The organism is Brevibacillus choshinensis (genome assembly GCF_016811915.1).
Lineage (GTDB): Bacteria > Bacillota > Bacilli > Brevibacillales > Brevibacillaceae > Brevibacillus > Brevibacillus choshinensis_A.
In genome coordinates, this window is record NZ_CP069127.1 from 5355852 (window position 1) to 5376194 (window position 20343).

Annotated in this window: 19 protein-coding genes; 5 read left to right on the forward strand and 14 right to left on the reverse strand. The window is 53.6% G+C overall.

Going from position 1 to position 20343, the window contains the following annotated elements; all coding sequences use genetic code 11:
• Positions 1-79: 79 nt before the first annotated feature.
• Complete coding sequence (locus JNE38_RS26870) at positions 80-3328, reverse strand: efflux RND transporter permease subunit (protein ID WP_203354114.1); 3249 nt, start codon at positions 3326-3328, stop codon at positions 80-82.
• Positions 3321-4559, reverse strand: a complete 1239-nt coding sequence (locus JNE38_RS26875) for an efflux RND transporter periplasmic adaptor subunit (protein WP_203354115.1) — start codon at positions 4557-4559, stop codon at positions 3321-3323. Before JNE38_RS26875 ends, JNE38_RS26870 begins: the two co-directional genes overlap by 8 nt.
• Before the next feature lie 313 nt (positions 4560-4872).
• Here JNE38_RS26875 and JNE38_RS26880 point away from each other — a divergent pair, with 313 nt between their 5' ends.
• Both JNE38_RS26880 and JNE38_RS26885 read left to right on the forward strand, forming a co-directional pair.
• On the forward strand, positions 4873-5565 hold the full coding sequence (locus JNE38_RS26880) for a CoA transferase subunit A (protein ID WP_203354116.1): 693 nt from the start codon (positions 4873-4875) through the stop codon (positions 5563-5565).
• A 42-nt stretch (positions 5566-5607) separates the two neighbouring features.
• On the forward strand, positions 5608-6264 hold the full coding sequence (locus tag JNE38_RS26885) for a CoA transferase subunit B (protein ID WP_203354117.1): 657 nt from the start codon (positions 5608-5610) through the stop codon (positions 6262-6264).
• Positions 6265-6428: 164 nt separating this feature from the next.
• On the opposite strand, the gene JNE38_RS26890 is transcribed toward JNE38_RS26885, so the two are convergent.
• The 3 genes from JNE38_RS26890 to JNE38_RS26900 all read right to left on the reverse strand — a co-directional run bounded on the left by JNE38_RS26890 (position 6429) and on the right by JNE38_RS26900 (position 7989).
• Positions 6429-6848 carry an ester cyclase gene (locus JNE38_RS26890; protein ID WP_428993680.1) on the reverse strand — a complete coding sequence of 140 codons (420 nt, stop codon included), beginning with the start codon at positions 6846-6848 and terminating at the stop codon, positions 6429-6431.
• 54 nt (positions 6849-6902) lie between these two features.
• A complete protein-coding gene (locus JNE38_RS26895; RefSeq protein ID WP_203354118.1) occupies positions 6903-7250 on the reverse strand; it encodes an ester cyclase in 348 nt (115 codons plus the stop codon).
• 184 nt (positions 7251-7434) lie between these two features.
• Complete coding sequence (locus JNE38_RS26900; RefSeq protein ID WP_203357762.1) at positions 7435-7989, reverse strand: NADPH-dependent FMN reductase; 555 nt, start codon at positions 7987-7989, stop codon at positions 7435-7437.
• A 195-nt stretch (positions 7990-8184) separates the two neighbouring features.
• Here JNE38_RS26900 and JNE38_RS26905 point away from each other — a divergent pair, with 195 nt between their 5' ends.
• Together JNE38_RS26905 and JNE38_RS26910 are read left to right on the forward strand one after the other, a co-directional pair.
• Positions 8185-8949: an ArsR/SmtB family transcription factor gene (locus JNE38_RS26905; RefSeq protein WP_203354119.1), complete on the forward strand. Its 765-nt coding sequence runs from the start codon at positions 8185-8187 to the stop codon at positions 8947-8949.
• Between the two features lie 175 nt (positions 8950-9124).
• On the forward strand, positions 9125-9835 hold the full coding sequence (locus JNE38_RS26910; protein ID WP_428993681.1) for an alpha/beta hydrolase: 711 nt from the start codon (positions 9125-9127) through the stop codon (positions 9833-9835).
• Here the strand turns inward: JNE38_RS26910 and JNE38_RS26915 are convergent.
• Positions 9786-10997 (reverse strand): MFS transporter, encoded by a 1212-nt coding sequence (locus tag JNE38_RS26915; RefSeq protein WP_203354120.1) that lies wholly within the window; start codon positions 10995-10997, stop codon positions 9786-9788. The two genes, JNE38_RS26910 and JNE38_RS26915, sit on opposite strands and share 50 nt — an antisense overlap.
• Before the next feature lie 119 nt (positions 10998-11116).
• Here JNE38_RS26915 and JNE38_RS26920 point away from each other — a divergent pair, with 119 nt between their 5' ends.
• Positions 11117-12010 (forward strand): LysR family transcriptional regulator, encoded by an 894-nt coding sequence (locus JNE38_RS26920; protein ID WP_203354121.1) that lies wholly within the window; start codon positions 11117-11119, stop codon positions 12008-12010.
• A gap of 67 nt (positions 12011-12077) precedes the next feature.
• Here the strand turns inward: JNE38_RS26920 and purU are convergent, their stop codons facing one another.
• From purU to JNE38_RS26960, 8 genes are all read right to left on the reverse strand, one after another.
• Complete coding sequence (gene purU / locus JNE38_RS26925) at positions 12078-12980, reverse strand: formyltetrahydrofolate deformylase (protein ID WP_203354122.1); 903 nt, start codon at positions 12978-12980, stop codon at positions 12078-12080.
• A gap of 128 nt (positions 12981-13108) precedes the next feature.
• A complete protein-coding gene (locus JNE38_RS26930) occupies positions 13109-13786 on the reverse strand; it encodes a TetR/AcrR family transcriptional regulator (protein ID WP_203354123.1) in 678 nt (225 codons plus the stop codon).
• Between the two features lie 18 nt (positions 13787-13804).
• The gene (locus tag JNE38_RS26935) at positions 13805-14944 is read right to left on the reverse strand and encodes an ABC transporter permease (protein ID WP_203354124.1); all 1140 of its coding nucleotides are present in this window, start codon (positions 14942-14944) and stop codon (positions 13805-13807) included.
• Positions 14941-15708, reverse strand: coding sequence for an ABC transporter ATP-binding protein (locus tag JNE38_RS26940; RefSeq protein ID WP_203354125.1), 768 nt, complete (start codon positions 15706-15708; stop codon positions 14941-14943). The genes JNE38_RS26935 and JNE38_RS26940 overlap by 4 nt, the downstream gene beginning before the upstream one ends.
• Positions 15705-16901 (reverse strand): HlyD family secretion protein, encoded by a 1197-nt coding sequence (locus tag JNE38_RS26945; protein WP_203354126.1) that lies wholly within the window; start codon positions 16899-16901, stop codon positions 15705-15707. The genes JNE38_RS26940 and JNE38_RS26945 overlap by 4 nt, the downstream gene beginning before the upstream one ends.
• A 281-nt stretch (positions 16902-17182) precedes the next feature.
• A complete protein-coding gene (gene pyrH, locus JNE38_RS26950; RefSeq protein WP_203354127.1) occupies positions 17183-17917 on the reverse strand; it encodes a UMP kinase in 735 nt (244 codons plus the stop codon).
• 240 nt (positions 17918-18157) lie between these two features.
• Positions 18158-18676 (reverse strand): ribonuclease FAU-1 family protein, encoded by a 519-nt coding sequence (locus JNE38_RS26955; protein WP_203354128.1) that lies wholly within the window; start codon positions 18674-18676, stop codon positions 18158-18160.
• 160 nt (positions 18677-18836) lie between these two features.
• Positions 18837-20255 (reverse strand): branched-chain amino acid transporter BcaP, encoded by a 1419-nt coding sequence (locus JNE38_RS26960; RefSeq protein WP_203357764.1) that lies wholly within the window; start codon positions 20253-20255, stop codon positions 18837-18839.
• Between the last annotated feature and the right edge of the window lie 88 nt (positions 20256-20343).

The window sequence follows — 20343 nt, forward strand, 5'->3', positions numbered from 1 at the left end:
TCGGTCTCCTCCCTTGATCACTGCCTCTCTCCTTATCTTACATGAGAATGGACGGAAAACGGAGAAAACCGACGCCAACCTATTGGTTAGCGTCGGTAGCATGTGCGGATAACGGAAGGAAGTCTTCCTCGGACAAGTCATTTCTAGCAGGTTCATCAGGCTCACGCTTGTCGTAGCGCTGTTCCCATCTGCGTTGCTTGAGCCATTGCTTCCGCTCCCTCGCATCCCGCTTGCGGACTCTGTCGTTTTCCCACCAGATTCGTATACGGTCCAGCACGATGGGAAGGGAGAGCTCTCCTTTGGTCGCTTGCGCCCATTCAGCTGCGTGATGCATGCCCGGTATCAGCACAATCGCGGCAAAGGCACCGAGCAAAGTGCCAAACAGAAGTGTACTGGCAAAGGAGGCAAACGGGTCTACTCCAGTCGTCCATCCGAAGGCAAGGGGCACGCTCGCCAGCAAAACCGAGGCAAAGACCGTGACCTGAGTCGCAAACGCTCGTCCAAAACCCAAACGGACAGACTCCCAGATCGAATTCTTCTCTCGTTCATCCCTGGCCGCAAACAGGTCGTCCAGCAGCACCAACGCTTGCTGCAGCAGTACGGCGCCGGCTCCCATCATGCCGTAAAAAGCCATTCCGTTCATCGGACGATCCATGATCAGCATGCCCACCATGACGCTCCCTGACAACACGGGCAAGATCAGCAGCGCCAAAAGTCCGTCACGGGTCCTGCCCAGCAAGAGCAGACTTGCCAAAAGAACGGTGGCAAAGAGCCCTGCCACTGCAAGCACACGCCCGCTCCAATCCACTTTGTCCGTCTGTTCCTCCTTCAGCTTTTTCAGCTCATCGGCATTCAGGACGGAATATCCTTCTGGAATCGTCATCGTTTTTTGCATCCGCAAAGGCAAGACGTAGGAAAGCGAATCAATCCGCCCCGCATCCCGAACGGCACTGCTGACTGTGAAGACGTACAGGCCGTCTTCGCGCTGATAAACAAGCGGCGCCTGCCCGATCTGCCAATCGACGAGTTCGCCCAGCCGAACCTTTCCGGCCGGCGTGCGAATCAAGATATTCTTCACCTGATCAGGATGCTCCATCCACTTGTCCGGAAAGCGCACCACGACAGGAACACTCTGCTCGTTCCAGTAAACGCTTCCCGCTGTTTTTTCCCCCAGGTAGCTCTCCAGCTGCGTTTTGATCTGGGCTTCGGATACCCGGTAGCGTGCCAGCATGTCCGCTTTGGGGCGAATCTCAATGATCGTATCGACCGATTCGGCACCGATTCTTTCATCCGTAACGATCTCGTTGCCGTCTTCATCGCGTGACGTGTATTTTTGCAGCTGGTTCAGCACTTCCTGTGCAATCCCCTGTGTGGTGAGCAAGGAAGGTCCCTTCACGGTAAATTCCAATCGGGTCTTCACATCATCACTGACGACAAAGGCGAACGGGTCTGTCCCCGGGATGTCACGGAGCAGCTTGTCCAGTTCCTTTTCCAGATTCGTGAGCGTCATCGTCCAGTCGTATCTGTCTGCGAGCTTCAAATGCAAGGACAGTCGTTCCTTGGACGCCACCGTGTACACGTCTTGAATTTCAGCGAGCCCTCGAAGACGCTCGTCAGCGATTTGCGACGCCCGCATTGCTTCGTCGATCGTGCTTCCCTGCACCATTTCCAGAGACAGCGTCTTATCATTGGTCGTCAACTCGCCGTAGTCATCTACCAGCACAAACGAATGCAGCAAGACAACCATCATCAGAGAAGCGACGAGGGTGATTCCATAAGGCAAATACCCCTGCTTCACGAGGCGCTCCCACCGTTTCCAAGCATAGCGTGTCGCCACCCCCGGCGTGCGGGCTTCGCGTTCGGTTCCGACAGCGAGCCACATCCCAGCCAGTACCGGTGTGATGAAGCCGTAGACGAGAAGGAGCGCTACCGTCCCCCATAAAAGGACGGGCCATGCATCGTACAGCACGATCCTGTCCGCTGCTTCCAGGAAATCCGTCATCATCAGGCCGAACCAGCAAGCCGCTGCGATCACAATCGCGAGCAGCAGTGGCTTCATCAGCTTCCACGACTCCTGCAAAGCAAGCAGGAAGTCGATAGCCCCGCGTCGCTGCAAGCGGTGAAACAGCGCTGCCCCTGCTCCCGTATACATCAGGCATAAGACGATGAGCGGGCCGATAGAGGTGTACGTCAGCGCCACATCGGTGAGCCACATGCCCCCCAATGTACAGCCAGCCGCCATGACAACAGCCAGTAACGAAAGCAGCGACATGCCCACGCGTCTCGTACGCATGAAAAGGAACACCGCACACAAGGCGGATGCCAGCACCGCTAACAAGGACAGCTGCCAGACTGCACCCGCAAGCGGCCCTGCCTGGTCATCAAACAGATCGATCCTGTATTTGCCGCCAGCTGCTTCGTTCAGTTCCCGAATCGCATCGGCAGCTTGGGTCCGCAGGGAAGGGACCTGTCCCACATCTGCAGCTACCAGCGTGATTCCTACTGCAGGCGATCCGTGATAGACACTCACTTCATCCCCTTTGCTGCCTCGCAAATCGCGGATGTCTGCCAATGTTTTCAGCGTGACGTATCCCTGATCTGTAGTGATCAGCTGCTTGCCCAATCCCTGCGGTCCTTCCGACATGCTGGACCACAAAAAGGAAGCCCGATCTTTGTTTTGACCCACGGAGCCCAGTTCTTCGCCCGGCACGTCACCAGGGAGCTGGTCGAGCACGTCACCTGGTGTCAGACCGTATGCGAGCAGCATGGACGGGCGAAACAGAATCTCTACCTTTTTCTGAACGGAACGGTCATCGATTTCTACCTGCGCGACACCCGGCAGGCTGATCAGCTTTTCATAGACCGTGTAATGAGCGACATCGGATAAGGTCTGTACATCGTTTCCGTACAGCAGATAAAAGCCGACTCGATTATCCTTCAGGTTGTCCTGACTGATGCTCCACTCCTTGACCGGAAGCTGCTTCGTCACTTCCGCCAGCTTCTTTTCCAGGCGCTCCTTGTAATCGGACCCGATGCGCTCGGTCGTCTCTACTGTGACGGATGCCGAGCCAGGCCGGGATTCAGATGTAATCGTCAGAGCATCACCGACAGCACGGACCGACTCCTCTACCGGCCGAGTAATGGTCTCGTCGATCTTGCCGGTAGTCAGTCCGGGAACGGCTAGATGGATCGTATAGACTGGAACCGGCCGATCGGGGAATGTGGTGACGTCCATCCGCAGCACAGCGCCGATCCCCAGCAGGAAGCAAGCAATCGCCAAGAGACGGGCCAAGGAAGGAATGATGGAAACAAACGACCGATTATTCATCAGCCACCTTCACCGCCTCGCCATCTACCAGGTAAGAAAGGCCTGAACCTACGATCTGATCGCCGACCTCTAGCCCTTCCACCACTTCGTAGAACGTTCCATGGATCGCTCCTAGTTTGATCGGAGTCTTTTCCACCGTATTGTCGTTAATTTTCAAGACGTAGTTTTCCTCTTCGGATATTCCCACGCTGCTGACTGGCACGAGTGCGACATCCTTTGCATCGAGTGCATACCGGCAGGTGACGGTCATGCCGCCTTTCCAGTTGACCTCGCTTCCCGTGACGGTCACCTCCACCGGATAGGAGCCCAATCCTTGGTCCATGACAGGCGAGACGAACGTTACTTTCCCCTCTGCCTGACTGCCATCGGGCGCTTTTACCGTGACGACGGCACCTGGCTTCCAGCTGCCGATCTGCTCGCTCTCTACCTGCAGCTTGACCAGCCATTGCGATGTATCGACGAGACGGATGACTTCGCTGCCCGGTCCCGTTTGCTCGGACTCGGCCTGCGGGATGGCAGCCACAACACCGGAAAAGGGAGCCGTAAGCACGGCATCAGCGGCTTCCTGCCTTGCACGGGTCAGCTCCACGTTGGCCTGCTGCACTTGGGCGTTGGCCTCCTCCACATCCAGGCGATCCGCTCCCTTGAGCAATTTGCCGTACGCGATTTCCACCTCCTGCAAATCCAGCTTGGCCTGCCGCTCTGCCAGGGCGAGCCTGTCCAGCTCGTCCTTGGAGATCGCACCGCCTGCGTACAGCACCTTGGCTTGTGCATGCTCCTGTTCTGCTTTCGCTGCAGTCTGCTTCGCCTTTTCCACCTGCAGCTTTTGCGTCTGCAATTCGTGGGTTTCGGGTCCCTGTGCGGCTTTGCTGCGGCGAATATTCGCACTCGCCACTTGCCCCTGCGCGGCATGGATTCCTTGCTGCAAAGCGGCTGCGTCCAAGGTAGCGAGCGTTTGACCCGCTTTTACAGCTGCCCCTTTTTGCACCAAAATCCGGGCGATCTTACCTGATGCCCCAAAAGACAGGGCCAGCTCCTGACGCGGTGCCACGATACCGGATACCTCCATCGCCAAGGCATCCTGATTTTGTTCCACCGTATAGGCGTTGACCGTTTTCACCTTGATCACGGTTTCCTCTTCGTTTTTCTTCAATTGGGCGATTTCACTGTCCAGCTTTTCGCAGCCTGTGAGAAGCATGGCCACTAATGAGAGGCTGATCCATTTTTTCATACCATACACTCCTGCAGAGCACCATTATTTCGCCGCATCTTTCTTCCAAATAAGAATAATAATTGGCAAAATATATTTTACAGAAAAAACACACTAGTTGTATCACTTTTCAGTCATTTTTTATATTTTTTTATTATCGCGTCTAAGTGCCTTCTCTGACGGTTATTTCGAGTATTCCAACCTTTTCGTCACTTTTTTGTAACTCGAATCCTGTATGATAAAAGAAAGCGGTTTACTTACATCCTGGCGCTCTGGATTGTTAGCGCTTTCCTTTAGCTTTTTACGTCATTTTTTCACGGTGGGAGTGATCGACATGGCAAAAATTTTTACCTCTTACACAGACATCGTAGCCGATATCCACGATGGTGCAACTTTGCTGGTGGGCGGATTCGGACTCGTAGGGATTCCTGAAAATCTGATCATCGCCTTGCGTGACAAGGGAGTAGGCAATCTCACAGTCGTTTCCAACAACTGCGGGGTAGACGACTGGGGTCTCGGTCTGTTGCTGCGCGAAAAGCAGATCAAAAAAATGATCTCCTCTTATGTCGGCGAAAACAAGGAATTCGAACGTCAATTCCTCTCAGGCGAGCTTGCGGTCGAGCTGACTCCGCAAGGTACGCTGGCTGAGCGTGTCCGTGCAGGCGGTGCCGGAATCCCTGCTTTTTATACACCTGCAGGCGTAGGAACGCCGATCGCAGAAGGCCGCGAGACTCGCGTCTTCAATGGCAAGGAGTACTTGCTGGAGGAAGGCATCACAGGCGATTTCGCGCTGATCAAAGCGTGGAAAGCGGATAAAATGGGAAACCTCGTGTTCCGCAAGACTGCCCAAAACTTCAACCCAATGATGGCGGCAGCCGGCAAAATCACGATTGTGGAAGTCGAAGAAATCGTGGAAGCAGGCGAGCTGGATCCAGAACATATTCATACACCGAGCGTCTATGTACAACGCATCATTCAAGCGCCTTCGTTTGAAAAACGAATCGAGCGCCGTACGGTCCGCTCCTAATTGTAACGGGAATATTCGGCCATTCATAAGGAGGAAACAGATATGTCGCTGACACGTGAACAAATCGCCACTCGTGCTGCTCAGGAGATCGAGGACGGCTTTTATGTGAATCTGGGAATCGGGATGCCTACACTGGTCGCCAACTACATCCCGGAAGGAAAAACGGTCGTCCTGCAATCCGAGAACGGCCTCTTGGGAATCGGTCCTTATCCGACTGAGGAGGAGCTCGATGCTGACCTGATCAATGCGGGTAAAGAAACGGTCACTGCGATTCCGGGCGCGGCTTACTTCTCCAGCGCCGAGTCCTTTGCCATGATTCGCGGCGGACACATCGATCTCGCCATTCTCGGTGCGATGGAAGTATCCGCACAGGGCGATCTGGCCAACTGGATGATTCCGGGCAAAATGGTGAAAGGCATGGGCGGTGCGATGGATCTGGTTCATGGCGCTAAAAAGATCGTCGTCATCATGGACCACGTCAACAAGCACGGAGAGACCAAAATCTTGAACGAGTGCGCTCTCCCTCTCACTGGGAAGCAGGTCGTGAACCGCATCATCACCGATCGAGCTGTACTCGATGTCACTCCTGAGGGCCTCGTGCTCGTAGAAGTGGCGGAAGGCTATACTGCTGAAGATATTCAGGCGTGCACACAGCCCAAGCTGATTGTCTCTCCTGAGCTCAAAACGATCGGATTGTAAGCTTCACCTACTCCGTTTTGGCTGTATGCCGAGAATGGGTGAAAAAACATAATAATTTACGAACAAAGAAACAGCGGCGGACTAGGACTGAAAAAGTCGTAGACTGCCGCTGTCTTTTTATTGTACCTGCGCTTCCCGCTGGTTGAAGCCCTACCCTCTTGCGGCTAGGCAACAGGTCTGTTCCCCTGAATTTGGTTCCACATGGTTACCATGTCGATCCAGCCGCGATGCTCCGTGATCAAGCCGTCCGCAACGCGATATTGACGGTAGAGCGTGACATCAATCTGATTGCCGGTAGGCGCGGTTCCAAAGAACATGCCTTGATGCGTCCCTTTCACTGTCATTCTTACGAGTACTTTATCTCCTTGTCCGATGATCTCCTCTACCTCGTAGCGTTTATCGGGAAATGCATCCATGATCTTTGCAGCGAACGTTTTCAGCCCGTCCTTGGACTGGTAAGAGAGCTCTACATAATCATCGGACAGAAATCGATCTGCACAATCCCACTCACTTCGATTCCAGAATGCCTCGATAAACGCGCTCACTGTTTCCATATTGCTCTGTTCCAGCGATTTCATCATCATCCATCTCCTCATGAATTCGTAGCGGGTACAGGACCTAGCGTTTCTTGCGGGAAGCTATGAAGCTTGAATTTGAGGGAGGAGCGTGGCCGTATCGAACCAGCCGCGGTGTTCGGCGATGGTGCCATCAATGACGCGAAATTCACGGAATTGCGTCGCACACACGGCTTTGCCGGTAGGGGCATTTCCTGCAAACTCTCCTGAATGGACAGCCGTCATGAAAATTCTCGCGATGACTTTCTCTCCCTGGACCAGGATTTCATCTACCGAATAGCGCCGATCCGTAAATGCAGCTGCGATTTGCGGGGCAAAAAATTGATCGGTCTGATCCAGAATGCTCTGATTGGCCGCGTCCTCGATAAATCCGGTCACGATTTCCACATTCGCTTGTTCCAGCGTTTTCATATGAACCATCTCCCTTTCGTTTTTAGGGACCCCATCATTTCATACGCGGGACCCCTCATCCTTTGGTGAAGAATGGAGCCCTTCACGTGGCAAGCATTCTCCGCCACGTCTGTCTCTGATGCTCGCAGCTTTCCAAAGAAACGTTACCTTTTAGTCACCTTTTAAAGAAAAAAATGAGGCTGCTCTATTCGTTTGCCACCGTGGCAGTGGCAGCAAGCTTCCGTGTCAGGTTCACGAAGCTGTCGACTCCATTCCGAACCCTGCTGCTCACTTCTTCATCTACTGGTCTGCCATCGGAACCAAATGAGTGGGAACCGGATCCGATCGATATCCACTCCGAGCAATTGATTCCGTGCAAATTGCGTACGATCGACTGCAAATGCGTCAGCGAGCTTACCCCGAGCGGACCGCCTGCGGAGCTTACCGAAAGCACAGCCTTGCCTGCTACCTGGCCTGCGGTTACATAGTCCAAGGCGTTTTTAAGCGCTCCAGATAGGGATCCATGGTATTCCGGGGTAGCCAGGATCAATCCGTCCCCATCTGCGATTGCTTCCAATACGTGTCGGACGTTCGGATGAAACTCCCAATTGTCGGGGGAGAATAGCGGGAGCTGCAGCTGTGCCAAATCGATAAATGCGACCGAAATGTCCTGGGCCTTCAAAAGGCTTTCCACGTACCTCAGAAGGGACGTGCTCGTTGCGTTTGCGCGGTTGCTTCCCGCGATCAAGGTTACTTTCATCATAACATCACCTTTCACTTCCAAATGGTTGGCTGTGGCTCGATTGCTCTGCTTGGCCTCGACTGACAAGAGAATCGGTTTGTGCTAATATGTGACTAATAGGTCACTTGAACAATTTCATAATACGTTACCAAATAGTAACGTGTCAAGGGGTTCTAAACCACTTCATCCAATTTTGGGAAGGAGGTGTTTCGCTTGGAAAATGACATATTCAAGGCCCTCGCGGATCCCAGCCGCCGCAAGCTTTTGGATCTGCTCCACGCCGCAGACGGGCGAACGCTGAATGATCTGTGTGCGCCGCTCGATATGTCCAGATTTGGCGTCATGAAGCATCTGAATATACTCGAAGAAGCCGGACTCATCACCACCAGAAAAGTAGGTCGTGAAAAACTGCATTACTTGAACGCCGTGCCTATCCGACAAATTTATGAGCGATGGGTGAGTAAATACGCCGAGCCTTGGGTGCTCGAATTAACCACTCTTCAAAACGAACTGGAGCGTGAAACGAATATGCAAAACAAGCCCCGCAATGTAAACCGGATTGCCATTAAAGCAAAGCCTGAACAAGTGTGGCAGGCCATTACGGATCCTGCCAAGACGTCGAAGTTTTGGTTCAATTGCTCCATCCGATCCACCTGGGAAATCGATGCGCCATTCGAGCTTTGGGGCGAAAATGAGAAGAAAGCGGAAGGAACCATTCTCGACATGGATCCCCCGAATAAACTCGTGATGAGCTGGCGCTTTCTCTCATTCCCGGGCACGGAAAGCGATACGATGTCGCGCATTACCTGGGAGATCGGTTCACATGCAGAGTTTCAGGGAGTGACCCTCGTTACGGTCGTGCATGATGAATTCGAACAGGCTCCAGGCACCGCAGCTATTCTGGAAAACGGCTTGCCGATCGTCCTCTCCGGCATGAAGACGTTTCTGGAGACCGGGGAGATGCTCGCTGAAAAGTAAAAAGCGCCTTGCGGTGATCTGGCGGAGCGGCACTCTCCCGTTTACGAAAAGCAAACAGTCGCTCCAGGAAAGAGCGGTCGTTTGCTTTTCATCATGCGCGCGTAGTCAAGTCGCTTCTCCCCCGCTTCCGGTATATAATACGTAGACAAACAAAAATCCGCATGCGAGGCGATACATGATGAAAGAAACAGTCGGTTGTCTCCTTATTCATGGATTTGCCGGAGACATCAACGATATCCTGCCCTTGGCCAGACGACTGCGAGAAGAGGGCTACCACGTTGAATGCCCCACGCTGGAAGGACACGGCACGACACGTCGCCAAATGGCAAAGAGCACACGCCACGACTGGCTGCGCTCTGCTGAGGAAGCTTATAAACGTCTGAAGATGCGAGCGGATTCGATCGTGGTCATCGGATTCTCCATGGGGGGACTCCTCGCCTTTCACCTCACCACGAATTACCCGGTGGAGCTCCTGATCACCTTGAACACGCCCTACAAGTATTGGGATGTAAAGCAAGCCATGAGTTACCTGCGAGAAGACTTCCCTACCCACTCCCGCCGCTACATACAAGGCATCGGGCGAATTCCCCTCAGCAGCATGGTGCAGTTCCGGCGGCTTTTAGAGGAGACCAAACCGCTTCTGCCCAAGATCACCACACCCTACCTGCTGCTTCAAGCCCGACTTGACGACACCGTGCACGCGGTCAGTGCTGAAATACTGGCATCCAGTGTAGATGCTGCGGCTACCCCGCAAATCAGCTGGTACGAGCACTCCAATCACATGATTCTGCACGGGCCGGACAAGGAAGAAGCAATCCAGTACGTCATGGAAAAAATCAAAGAACACTACGCTTCCTATGCCACTGCTGCTGAGCTCCCCAACTAATGGCGAGCAGCAGCATGACAGCTGCAATCGCTACGTATGCCACATCCATTCCCAGACGACCATCGATCCAAAAGGCAAGCAGCGGTCCCAGAGCAGCTCCTACATCGGTCACAACCGAGTAGAGCGTCATCAGGGCCGTACTGTTTGCCTGCCTGGTCGCTTCATCGGCTGCCAGCGTATCCATGACGGTGGTCAAGACCGTCGCAGTCCACTGAATGCCCAGCAGGATGCAGAGCCAGATCCAATAGGATACAGGTGCCTGCAATGCGCCAAATAAAATGGCTGCTGCCAATAGCGCCCAGATGAAGATCCGTTTCCTGCCGTACCTGTCCGACAGCCTGCCAAACCATGGTGCTGCCCATGGCTCCCAGCTCCATCGTAATCCCTGAACGAGGCTCGCCATGACGGCAGCCCCTATGATCAACCCTCCCACTTCAACCACTGGCTCCCGAATTTCGATGAGCCTGCTCAGCGTGGACGCAAACATCCCTTGATAGACCATCGCCACGATCAGAGCCGTTGCCATCGTAGCCCATACGCTTTTTTGCTTCCAAAAGCTGATCGCAATCTTGTCCATGTCTGTGTAAACGTGGCGCTTCTGGAACGAAGGTCGTATGAAAAGAAACACCAAAACCAGTGCGGGCAAAGAAAAGCACCCCAATAGAAAAGCAGTGGGAGCCAGTCCATACACGGAGGCGAGCAGCGCCCCAGCGAGCATTCCCCCCAAGCTCCCCAAGCGATACAAGCCATTGTACAAGCCCATCAGCTGTCCGCGATCGTGCTCCTGTGACACGGACACAATCAACGAATACGCTCCCAATCTCAGAAATGTCCACGCAATCCCCCATATGCTGCGCATGAAAAGCCATAGCCAAAATCCTTGAAACCCGTACGACACCGTCGTGATGAACGCGAGAATGACGGCGACCACCAGCCCGATCCTTCCCCCTGTCCGTTCGTACCATTTCCCCACCAACGGTCCGAGTGGCACGCGGACCAAACGGTTGATGGAGAGAAGAATGCCCACTTCCCATAGGGAGGACAAGCCAGCTTCCTGCCAATAGATCGGCAGCACGATGTACAGCATGGAATCTCCCAACAAACAAAAGGCAGTTACCAGAGCAACTGCAACGACCTGTGTCTTCCCCTTTATCTCTCTCATGATTTTCTCCTTTGCCTGCTTCACGTTTCTATGCTATACACAGTACAAAGGTGTCCCCCGGTTTTCCAATACATCTTTCTGACGGATTCATAAGCAATCGTGATGAATGGAGAATGACTATGAACCTGCACGCCCTTCGAATCTTTATCGAAGTTGCGCGAAGAGGCAGTGTGACAGCTGCTGCCGACGCTCTTTCGATCAGCCAGCCTGCTGTTAGCGCCCAAATTCGCAAGCTGGAGCACGAGCTGGCTATTCCTCTGGTCGCACCAGATGGGCGCGGCATTTCCCTGACAGCGGAAGGCACGTTCCTTTTTGAACAGGCGCGCCGAATTTACGATTGGGAAAAGGAGATTGAATGGCAGCTCGCGGAAATGAAGGAAGGAACAAAAGGACAATTGCGCCTCACTTCCACGTTTCTCCCCTCTCATTATCTGGTCCCGAAGTGGCTCGCAAGCTACAAGCAGAACTACCCTCAGGTGGAAGTAGACATCCGCACGGGCAACTCACAAAAGTCGATCGAGCGGCTGCTGCGCTGTGAAGCCGATCTCGCCATCATTACCAATGAAGTGTGGAAGGATCTGCCCTTTCATCGCATTCACCTGATGGATGTCAACTTCCTGTTTATCGTTCCGCCGAGCCATCCATTTGCTGGACAGGACATTCCTCTGGAACAGCTGGTTCAGGAGCCCTTCTTGCTGCGGGAGCCAGGCAGCTCGACGCGTGAAAAGCTGTTTTCTCTCTGCCTTGAGCACCAAGTCCAGCCTCCGCAAATTGGCCTTCAGTACCACGGGCTGTTCGAATCCATCCAATCCGTGCGGGCCGGCTATGGCACCATGCTCGCTCCGGCATTGGCTGTCACCGAGCTCATTGCTCGCGGCGAGGTCGGCCACGTGACCGTCCCCGGGGTTGATATCAAGCGGCCATTGTATTTGTGCTTGCGAACGGATATGAGTGAACAGCGTCCTGTCATCAAACGATTTGCCGAGATGGTTTTGCAGAGCTGTCAGACATGAGCGTGGCGGAGCCTTAGCTGCACCAAAAAAAGCCCAATCCGATTCGGATGGGCTCTTCTCTGCTTTTTTAAGGGAACACAATTGTTTTGTTGCCGTATACCAGCACGCGGTCTTCCAAATGCCAGCCTACAGCGCGAGCGAGCACAGTGCGCTCCACCTGGCGTCCCAGCTGCTTCAGTGTTTCCACATCTTCCTGGTGGGTCACACGCTGTACGTCCTGTTCGATGATCGGGCCTGCATCCAGCTCTTCTGTCACATAGTGGGCCGTCGCACCGATCAGCTTCACACCGCGGCGGTACGCCTGCTCATATGGCTTCGCTCCCACGAATGCCGGGAGGAACGAATGGTGGATGTTGATGATTCGCATCGCGTAATCTTCCAGGAAGCGCGGCGAGAGGATCTGCATGTAACGCGCCAGCACGATGACATCGGCACCTGCTTCAGAGACAGCAGCGATTTGCTCCTCTTCGGCCTGCGGTTTGTTTTCCTTTGTCACCGGAATGCAGTGATACGGAATGCCAAACGATTCGACCGTTTCCTTCATGTCCGGATGATTGCTGATCACGACGGAAATATCCGCATACAGCTCTCCGGACTTCCAGCGCCACAGCAGCTCCAGGAGACAGTGGTCTTCCTTGGATACAAAGATGGCCACCTTTTTGCGCTTGCTCGCCTGAACCAGGGAATATTCCATGTCAAAGCTCGCAGCAATCGGTCTGAATGCCTCCCTGATGACTTCGCAGCGCTCTTCCAAATTCGTCAATTCAAATTCAATCCGCATGAAAAAGCGGCCGGTTTCCGGATCGGTGGTGTACTGGTCGGACTGGACGATGTTGGCCCCTTGCTGGTACAGGAAATGGGAAATCGCCGCTACGATTCCAGGACGGTCTGGACAAGAAATGAGCATGCGGGCACGATTCTTGTATTTCTCCGTGTATGCCTGCCATTCTCTCTCTGATAAACGATACATGTTCTTTCTCTCCTCCATGGTTTGCAGCAAAAAGTTGTTTGCAATTATACCATTCCCTGAAGCATTTTCCATACCAAAATCGACCTATCACCGTTCACTGATCGATAAAATTTTTATTTACAGCGAAACTATTCTTCTTTATACCCGATCCCATTCATCAAAATATCGACAGTGAGATCGATCTGTTGTTCATCGCTATGCTTGCGGAAATCATCCGGGTCCAAAACCTGACGGAACAGCACCAAGCCGAGCATAGAGGACAGCAGTGCCCGAAAGACGGCTTCTGTAGGAAGCGGACGCAATTCCTTTGCGATGATTTTGTCTTCGATCAGCTTTTGCACGATTCCTTTGATATCGGCAAACACAGTGGCGATCAGGGCTTCTCTTATCTCATCGTGAAAGAACGCTTCCTGCAGCAGGATCCGGATGGTTCTCTCATTGGTGATGATCATATCCAGACGGTTGCGGTACAGCTCCGTGGCGATCTCATGGAAAGGCTTTTTCGCCTGCTCCCGGAAAATTTCACGGACATCCTTCAAGATAAACGGACCTGCAAATTTGACGAGCACCGGAGCCACCACCGCCAGCAAGATATCCTTTTTGGATTTGTAGTGGCGAAAGATGGTGCCCTCGGCGACCCCTGCTTCCTTGGCAATCTCAGCGGTAGAGCTCGCATGAAATCCCTTTTCGGCAAAGAGCTTGATGGACGCCCGCAGAATGCTCCGCTGCTTTTCCGTCATCTCACTCTCGTCCTTCAGCTCCTCTACATATTGCAACAGGCCCTCTTCCAATGATGGCTTGTTCATCGTTTTTCATACGCTCCTCTATTCAATCTTTTTGCGGAAACGCAGCATCGAGACGGTCAGGATCGCCAGACAAAAAATCCCCATCCCCATCGCATCCTTCCACAAGGCAGACAGATCCACGGCTTTTAAAAAGATGCCCCGCAGGATTTCCAAAAAATAGGTCAGCGGGACCAGCCCACCCAACCATTGTATCACGAGCGGCATCGATTCGCGTGGGAACATGAAGCCGGATAACAGCACGCTCGGCAGGATGAACGCAAAGGCTATCTGCATGGCCTGAAGCTGTGTCTTTGCGATCGTCGAAATGAAGATCCCGAGAATCAGGGTCGTGATGAGAAACAGGACAGAGAGGCTCACGAGAAGCGATATGCTCCCTTTTACCGGAACGCCAAACCAGAGGGTACCGACGAGCAGCACGAGGCAAAAGGAAAAGAGGCCGATCCCGACGTAGGGCGTGATTTTCCCGAGCATCAGCTCCAGCGGCCTGATCGGCGTCACGATGAGCTGCTCCATCGTCCCCCGCTCTTTTTCGCGCACGAGCGAAAAGGCGGTGAGGATCATCGTTACGTTCTGCATGATCAGGCCGATCAATCCCGGAATGTTAAACACGATGCTCTCCATGTTGGGATTGAACAAGACTCGTGTATCGAGCTCTAGCGGCAATTCCAGCTCACCCATGCCTTCTTTTTGCAAGCGCGTCTCTTGCAGAGCGATTGAGCGGTTCTGGACGATCAGCTGGGCATTGGAGGTCGCAGTACGGGCGATGTTGGGATCGGAGCCGTCGACCAGCAGCTGCACATTGGCCTGCTCATTTCGATCGCGCTTGCGGGCATAGTCGGGAGGAATCACCAGCGCGACACTGATCGTACCATCATCCAGCATGGACTCGATGTCACCGTAGCCACTCGCATGTGCGGCAACCTCAAAAAACTGCGTATTGGTAAACTGATCGACCAGCTCCCGGCTATAGGCAGTCGAGCTCTGATCCCATACCGCCATTTTGATATGGTTCACATCCGTATTCACAGCATAGCCAAACAAAAACAGCATCATCAGCGGCATGACGAGAGCGATTGCCAGACTCGGACGGTCCCGCTTGATCTGGATCACTTCTTTTTTCACCACGGACCAATAGCGCCCCCAGACGAAACGCTTCATCGGCCCTCCCCCCTTTTTCCGGCCTCACCCAACCGGGCCTCTTCCTGTTTGACCAGATCGATAAACACATCCTCCAGATTTTGCGCCCCCATGCGACGGATGAGCTCCTGCGGCGTCCCTTGTGCCAGCAGATTTCCGAAAAAGATAAAGCCGATCCAATCGCAGGTCTGCGCCTCATCCATGTAGTGGGTGGTGACGAGCACCGTGATGCCTTGCCCAGCCAGCTCGTGAATGACATCCCAAAAGATTCGCCTCGATACGGGGTCTACCCCTGCCGTCGGTTCGTCCAGAATCAGCAGCTCCGGCTTGTGCAAAAGGGCACAGGAGAGTGCCAGGCGCTGCTTCCATCCCCCGGAGAGGGAGCCCGCGATCTGCTTTTCTCTGCCCGTCAGCCCTGCCATTTCGATCAGCTCTGCCTTTCTCTGCTTTCTTTCCGCCGCGTTCAGTTGATAGACACCGGCGTAAAAGTCGAGGTTTTCTTCAACCGTCAAATCCTCATAAAGACTGAACTTCTGAGACATGTAGCCGATTCGCTGCTTGATTTCCTCACTTTGTGTCATGACATCCAGTCCGAGAACCATGCCGCTGCCAGAGGTCGGCGCTAAAAGGCCGCACAGCATCCGGATCGTCGTAGACTTGCCTGAGCCATTAGGTCCGAGAAAGCCGTAAATGGAGCCTTTGGGCACATTCAATGTCAGGCTGTTGACCGCGATCCGATCCCCGAATCGCTTCGTCAGCTGATTGCAGGAGATAGCGGATATCATCGTCCTTCCCCCTCGGCTGGCGAAGACAGAATGACATCCGCAGGCATGCCGGGCTTGATTTTGCCCTGACCGTCCGTGATCTCGATCGTGACGGCAAAGACAAGCTTGGTTCGTTCGTCCGGCGTTTGCACATTTTTCGGAGTGAACTCTGCCTTCTCGGATAGAAAGGTGACTTTCCCTGTAAAGGTTTCTCCTGGATACGCGTCGACCTGAATGCCCACTACCTGACCCGTCTGCACCCGGTTTAACTGGGCTTCAGGGATGTACACCTTGAGCTTGAGCCGATCTGCCTTCATCATCGTGAACAGATTGGCCCCCGTCTTGGCTACTTCGCCCTGCTCGATCGACCTGCGCAGCAGAATGCCGTCTGCAGGCGCCGTGATTTTCGTCTTCTCCAGCTGCAGCATCGCCTGATCCAGCTTGGCCTGCGCTTGCTGCTGCGCGGCCAGGAGAGCGCGAATCGTATAGCCCGTGCTTCCTTCCTTCAGCAAATCCAAATCCGCTGCAGCTCCTGCTTGCTGGGCCTGAGCTGTTCCCGCCTGGGCGACTGCGGCTGCCACCTCTCCCTGAGATGTGACGTACTGTGCTTCTGCTGCAGCCACTTGCGCCTCCAGCTGATTCACCTGCGTCATGGCCTGACTGACGAGCTCCTGCTGTGTCTCATAATCCTTTTGGGAAATGGCTCCCTGCAGAAACAGGGCTCGGGTCTCCGCCAATCGGTTTTGCTGGTAGGCGAGGGTGCGCTGTGCTCCCTGCAATTGGGACTGGGCCTGCTCACGCTGCTCCCTCGCCTTGCTGATCCCTGCCTCGGCCTGCAGCTTCCGGGCTTGCGCCATACGGATATTCGCATCTGCCTGCTGGACCGCAGCGATTCCTTTTTCAATGGAGGAGTCACGCGAGCCTGCCTTCGCTTCCTCCAAGCGGGCTGTCGCCTGCTCCCATGCGGCTTTTGCCTCCGCGACATTGATCTGGTAGCTGCGAGTGTCCAGCGCGGCTAACTCCTGGCCCGCTTTTACAGTCATCCCTTCCTCCCCATGCACTTCTGTAACCATGCCGCCGACTTCTGCGACGATGGGCCACTCCTCCGCTTCGATGGTTCCCGATAGTGACGGCTCCTGCTGAGAGAACCCGGCACAACCTGTTAAGGTGAACACCATTCCAGCGATCAAACCAAAAACACAGATGCGTTTCATACCATCACCTCTAAAATGAAATAATGTGAGTAATCACTCTCTTTTAATGTCAAAAAAATACCAGCTTTCTGCTGATTCCGATACGGATGGATAAATTCAAATATCGTTCATAAATGAAAAGTGAGTGATCACTCGCTCTCACTGTGATTATATGCTCCCGTTCGAAAAAATGTAAATCATTTTTTCTGCTCGTTTCGGGATTACCCTGCCAAATGCAAAGACTGCCACGCTACGTGCGGCAGTCTCCGTCGGTCCTTCCTTGCAGGCTTTTTCTCTTCCCTTTATTTCAGAACAGCCTCCACATCGCGGGTAATATAGGTTCCGACCTGCTCTCCCTGACAAATTCGGATCATCGCACCTGGCTGGTCGAAGTTGAATACGTGCAGCGGCAGCCCGTGATCGCGGGCCAGGATCATCGCAGACTGGTCCATCACCTTCAAATCTTTCCGTATCACCTCGTCGAAGGAAAGCGCCGTGTACTGCTTGGCGGATGCATCCTTTCGAGGATCGGCAGTGAAGACGCCATCTACCCCATGCTTGGCAACCAGAAGCGCGTCTACCTCTACCTCGAGTGCGCGTTGGACGGCAGGATAGTCAGTCGTCACGTAGGGCTGCCCGTTCCCCCCTGCAAATATGACCACGTAGCCCTTTTCCAGGTGATGCACGGCCCGTAGTCGGATGTACGGCTCCGCTACGGCATTGATCGGAACAGCAGTCATGACGCGAACTTCCCGGTTGACTCTTGCTTTGAGCACGCCACGCAGCATCAAGCTGTTGATGACCGTTGCCAATGTCCCGATATTATCCGCCTCCACCCGTTCGATTCCCCACAGGTCTGCCATGCTCCCGCGGAAAATGTTGCCCCCGCCGATGACGATGGCGACTTCGACACCTTGATTCAAAAGCGCCAGGATTTCACCGGCGATGTTTTCCAGCTGCTCCGGACTAAAGCCAAAGCCGTTGTCACCCGCGACGGCTCCCCCACTCAATTTGACCAAGACTCGCTTGTAGCGCATGCTGCCACTCCTCTCCCATTTTAAAAGTGTACGGGTTCGCTTGGGGCCGCCAAGCATTGTACCCAACGGGCAAAAGCCTCGCTTTGCTGCACTCATGCTGTATCCTTGTCTGTACAAAAAAAGAACGAAAGCCAAAATCGCTCTCGTTCTTCAGGTCAAAGGAATGAGACAGGCCAACCGACGCTGTTTTTTGCATAGCCTGCCCTCCCTTTTTCATCCATTCCAAAACTCTCCATTATTTTACGCAAAGAAGTTTGGAAAGTCAAAAGCATCCCGCTTGCCAGCCAAAATTTCAGTCATGAGACGATCGGCAACCTCACAGGCGAAGCGGTGTTCTTCTGCACTGATCATTCCCTTTTGCATGGCCTCATCCAGTTCATCCTGATCCAGCAGGTACACACGGTCATCGGGCAAGACGACGATGTCCAGATAAAGGTCGTCGTACCAAAGATGACCGTTTTCATCCTTCCCGTGGCCTTTGCAAATGTCGATGTACCACTGTACCGTATTCCCCAGTTCGTCCAGCATTTTGGTCACCGCATATGGTTTCCCATGAGGAAAATATTGCAAATAGACATACCCGCGGTCACCCACGCAAAGCATCTTTCCACCGACCGGCATATACGCCGGATCACTGACCTCGTCCAACGTCAAGCGAACGGCATAGCCGGTAAAAGACAACGCTTCTACCCATTTTTCCTGATAGCCCAGCCGTTTGACTCGCCTCCAGCCAGGACGGTCTGCACGTTTTCGCTTCATGGCCCGTTCTCCTCATCGTTAGCCTCTTCCTTGGAAGGTATGTAAGCTTCGTCCAAAGCTCGGCAAGCAAGCTTTCTCCATTTCACTCTACCACGAATTGGATCTTTTTGTCAGATGTGAAGAAAGACATGTCAGCCAAACGACATGTCGGTTCGATGGATTAACGCCCGCGGGAGCTTTCCTTCTGCAAATGACTGTGCCTACGCCCATAAAGAAAATAGACGAAGGTCCCGACTATGAGCCAGCCGATAAATCCAAGCTTGGTTACCAATGGCAGGCTGTAGACCAGATACCCGCAGAACACCACGGCAAGGATCGGCACCAGGGGCACGAGGGGTACACGAAAAGCCCGTTGCAGCCCTGGATTCGTATTGCGCAGGACGACGACACCGATGGACACGAGAATAAAGGCAAACAGCGTCCCGATGTTGGTCAGCTCCGCCAGTTTGCTCAAAGGCAAGAGACCACTGAAAATGGCCACCAATATCCCTACGATCAAGGTGCTTTTGCGCGGAACCTGCGTTTCTTTGTGCACCTGTGAAAAGATGGGGGGCAGCAAGCCATCGCGGCTAATGGCAAAAAACAACCGAGCCTGGCCATACATCATGACCAACAGCACGGTTGTAATCCCCACGATCGCTCCCAGTGAAATAAATCCCGCCACCCAATCCTGCTTGACGTAGGACAGTGCAAACGCCACTGGATTTTTGACGTTCAGCATTTCATAGGGAACGATTCCCGTCAGGGTCAGGGAGACTGCAATGTAGAGAACCGTACAGATCAAGAGGGAAGCGATAATTCCGATCGGCATATCACGCTGGGGATTGCGAACCTCTTCTGCTGCTGTCGATACCGCATCGAACCCGATGAAAGCGAAGAACACAGTCGCTGCCCCTGTCGCTACCCCTGCAAATCCAAATGGCATGAAAGGGCTCCAATTCTCAGGCTTGACGTAGCCGATTCCGACAGCGAGAAACAAAAGAACGACGATCAGTTTGATGAACACCATGACGGTATTCAAACGGGCGGATTCGCGCGTTCCTTTCATCAAGAGCAAGGTAATGACAAAAATAATGACGACCGCCGGCATATCAATAATCGTTCCTTTGGAGGCGTCGAATGCGCTGGTGAGGGCGACGGGCAGCGTAATGCCGAACCCTTCCAACAGTCCTTGGGCGTAACCCGACCATCCGCTCGCCACGGCTGCTGCCGCGACCCCGTATTCCAAGATCAAGTCCCACCCGATCATCCAGGCGACCAGCTCCCCAAACGCAGCATAGCTGTACGTATAGGCGCTGCCGGAAACAGGGACAGTCGATGCAAATTCTGCATAGCACAGGGCTGCAAAGACGCACGCCAGTCCGGACAGGACGAAGGAAAGCACCAGTGCTGGACCCGCGTGGACAGCGGCCGCCACACCGGTCAAAACAAAAATGCCTGTTCCAACGATGGCTCCGATCCCGAGCATGGTCAAATCAAACGCGCTCAAGGACTTTTTCAGGGAGCCCGACTTGCTCTCTGATTGCCTAAGCAGCTCTTCTATTGCCTTTTTTCGCAGTAATTGCTGACGTAATGACATCATGACTCCCTCCAATGGCGGCCCGTCTTTCTATTTTTCCAGTGATAGAAAAACAGTTGAAGTTTGAGCTGTTACAGGGGAATTTATG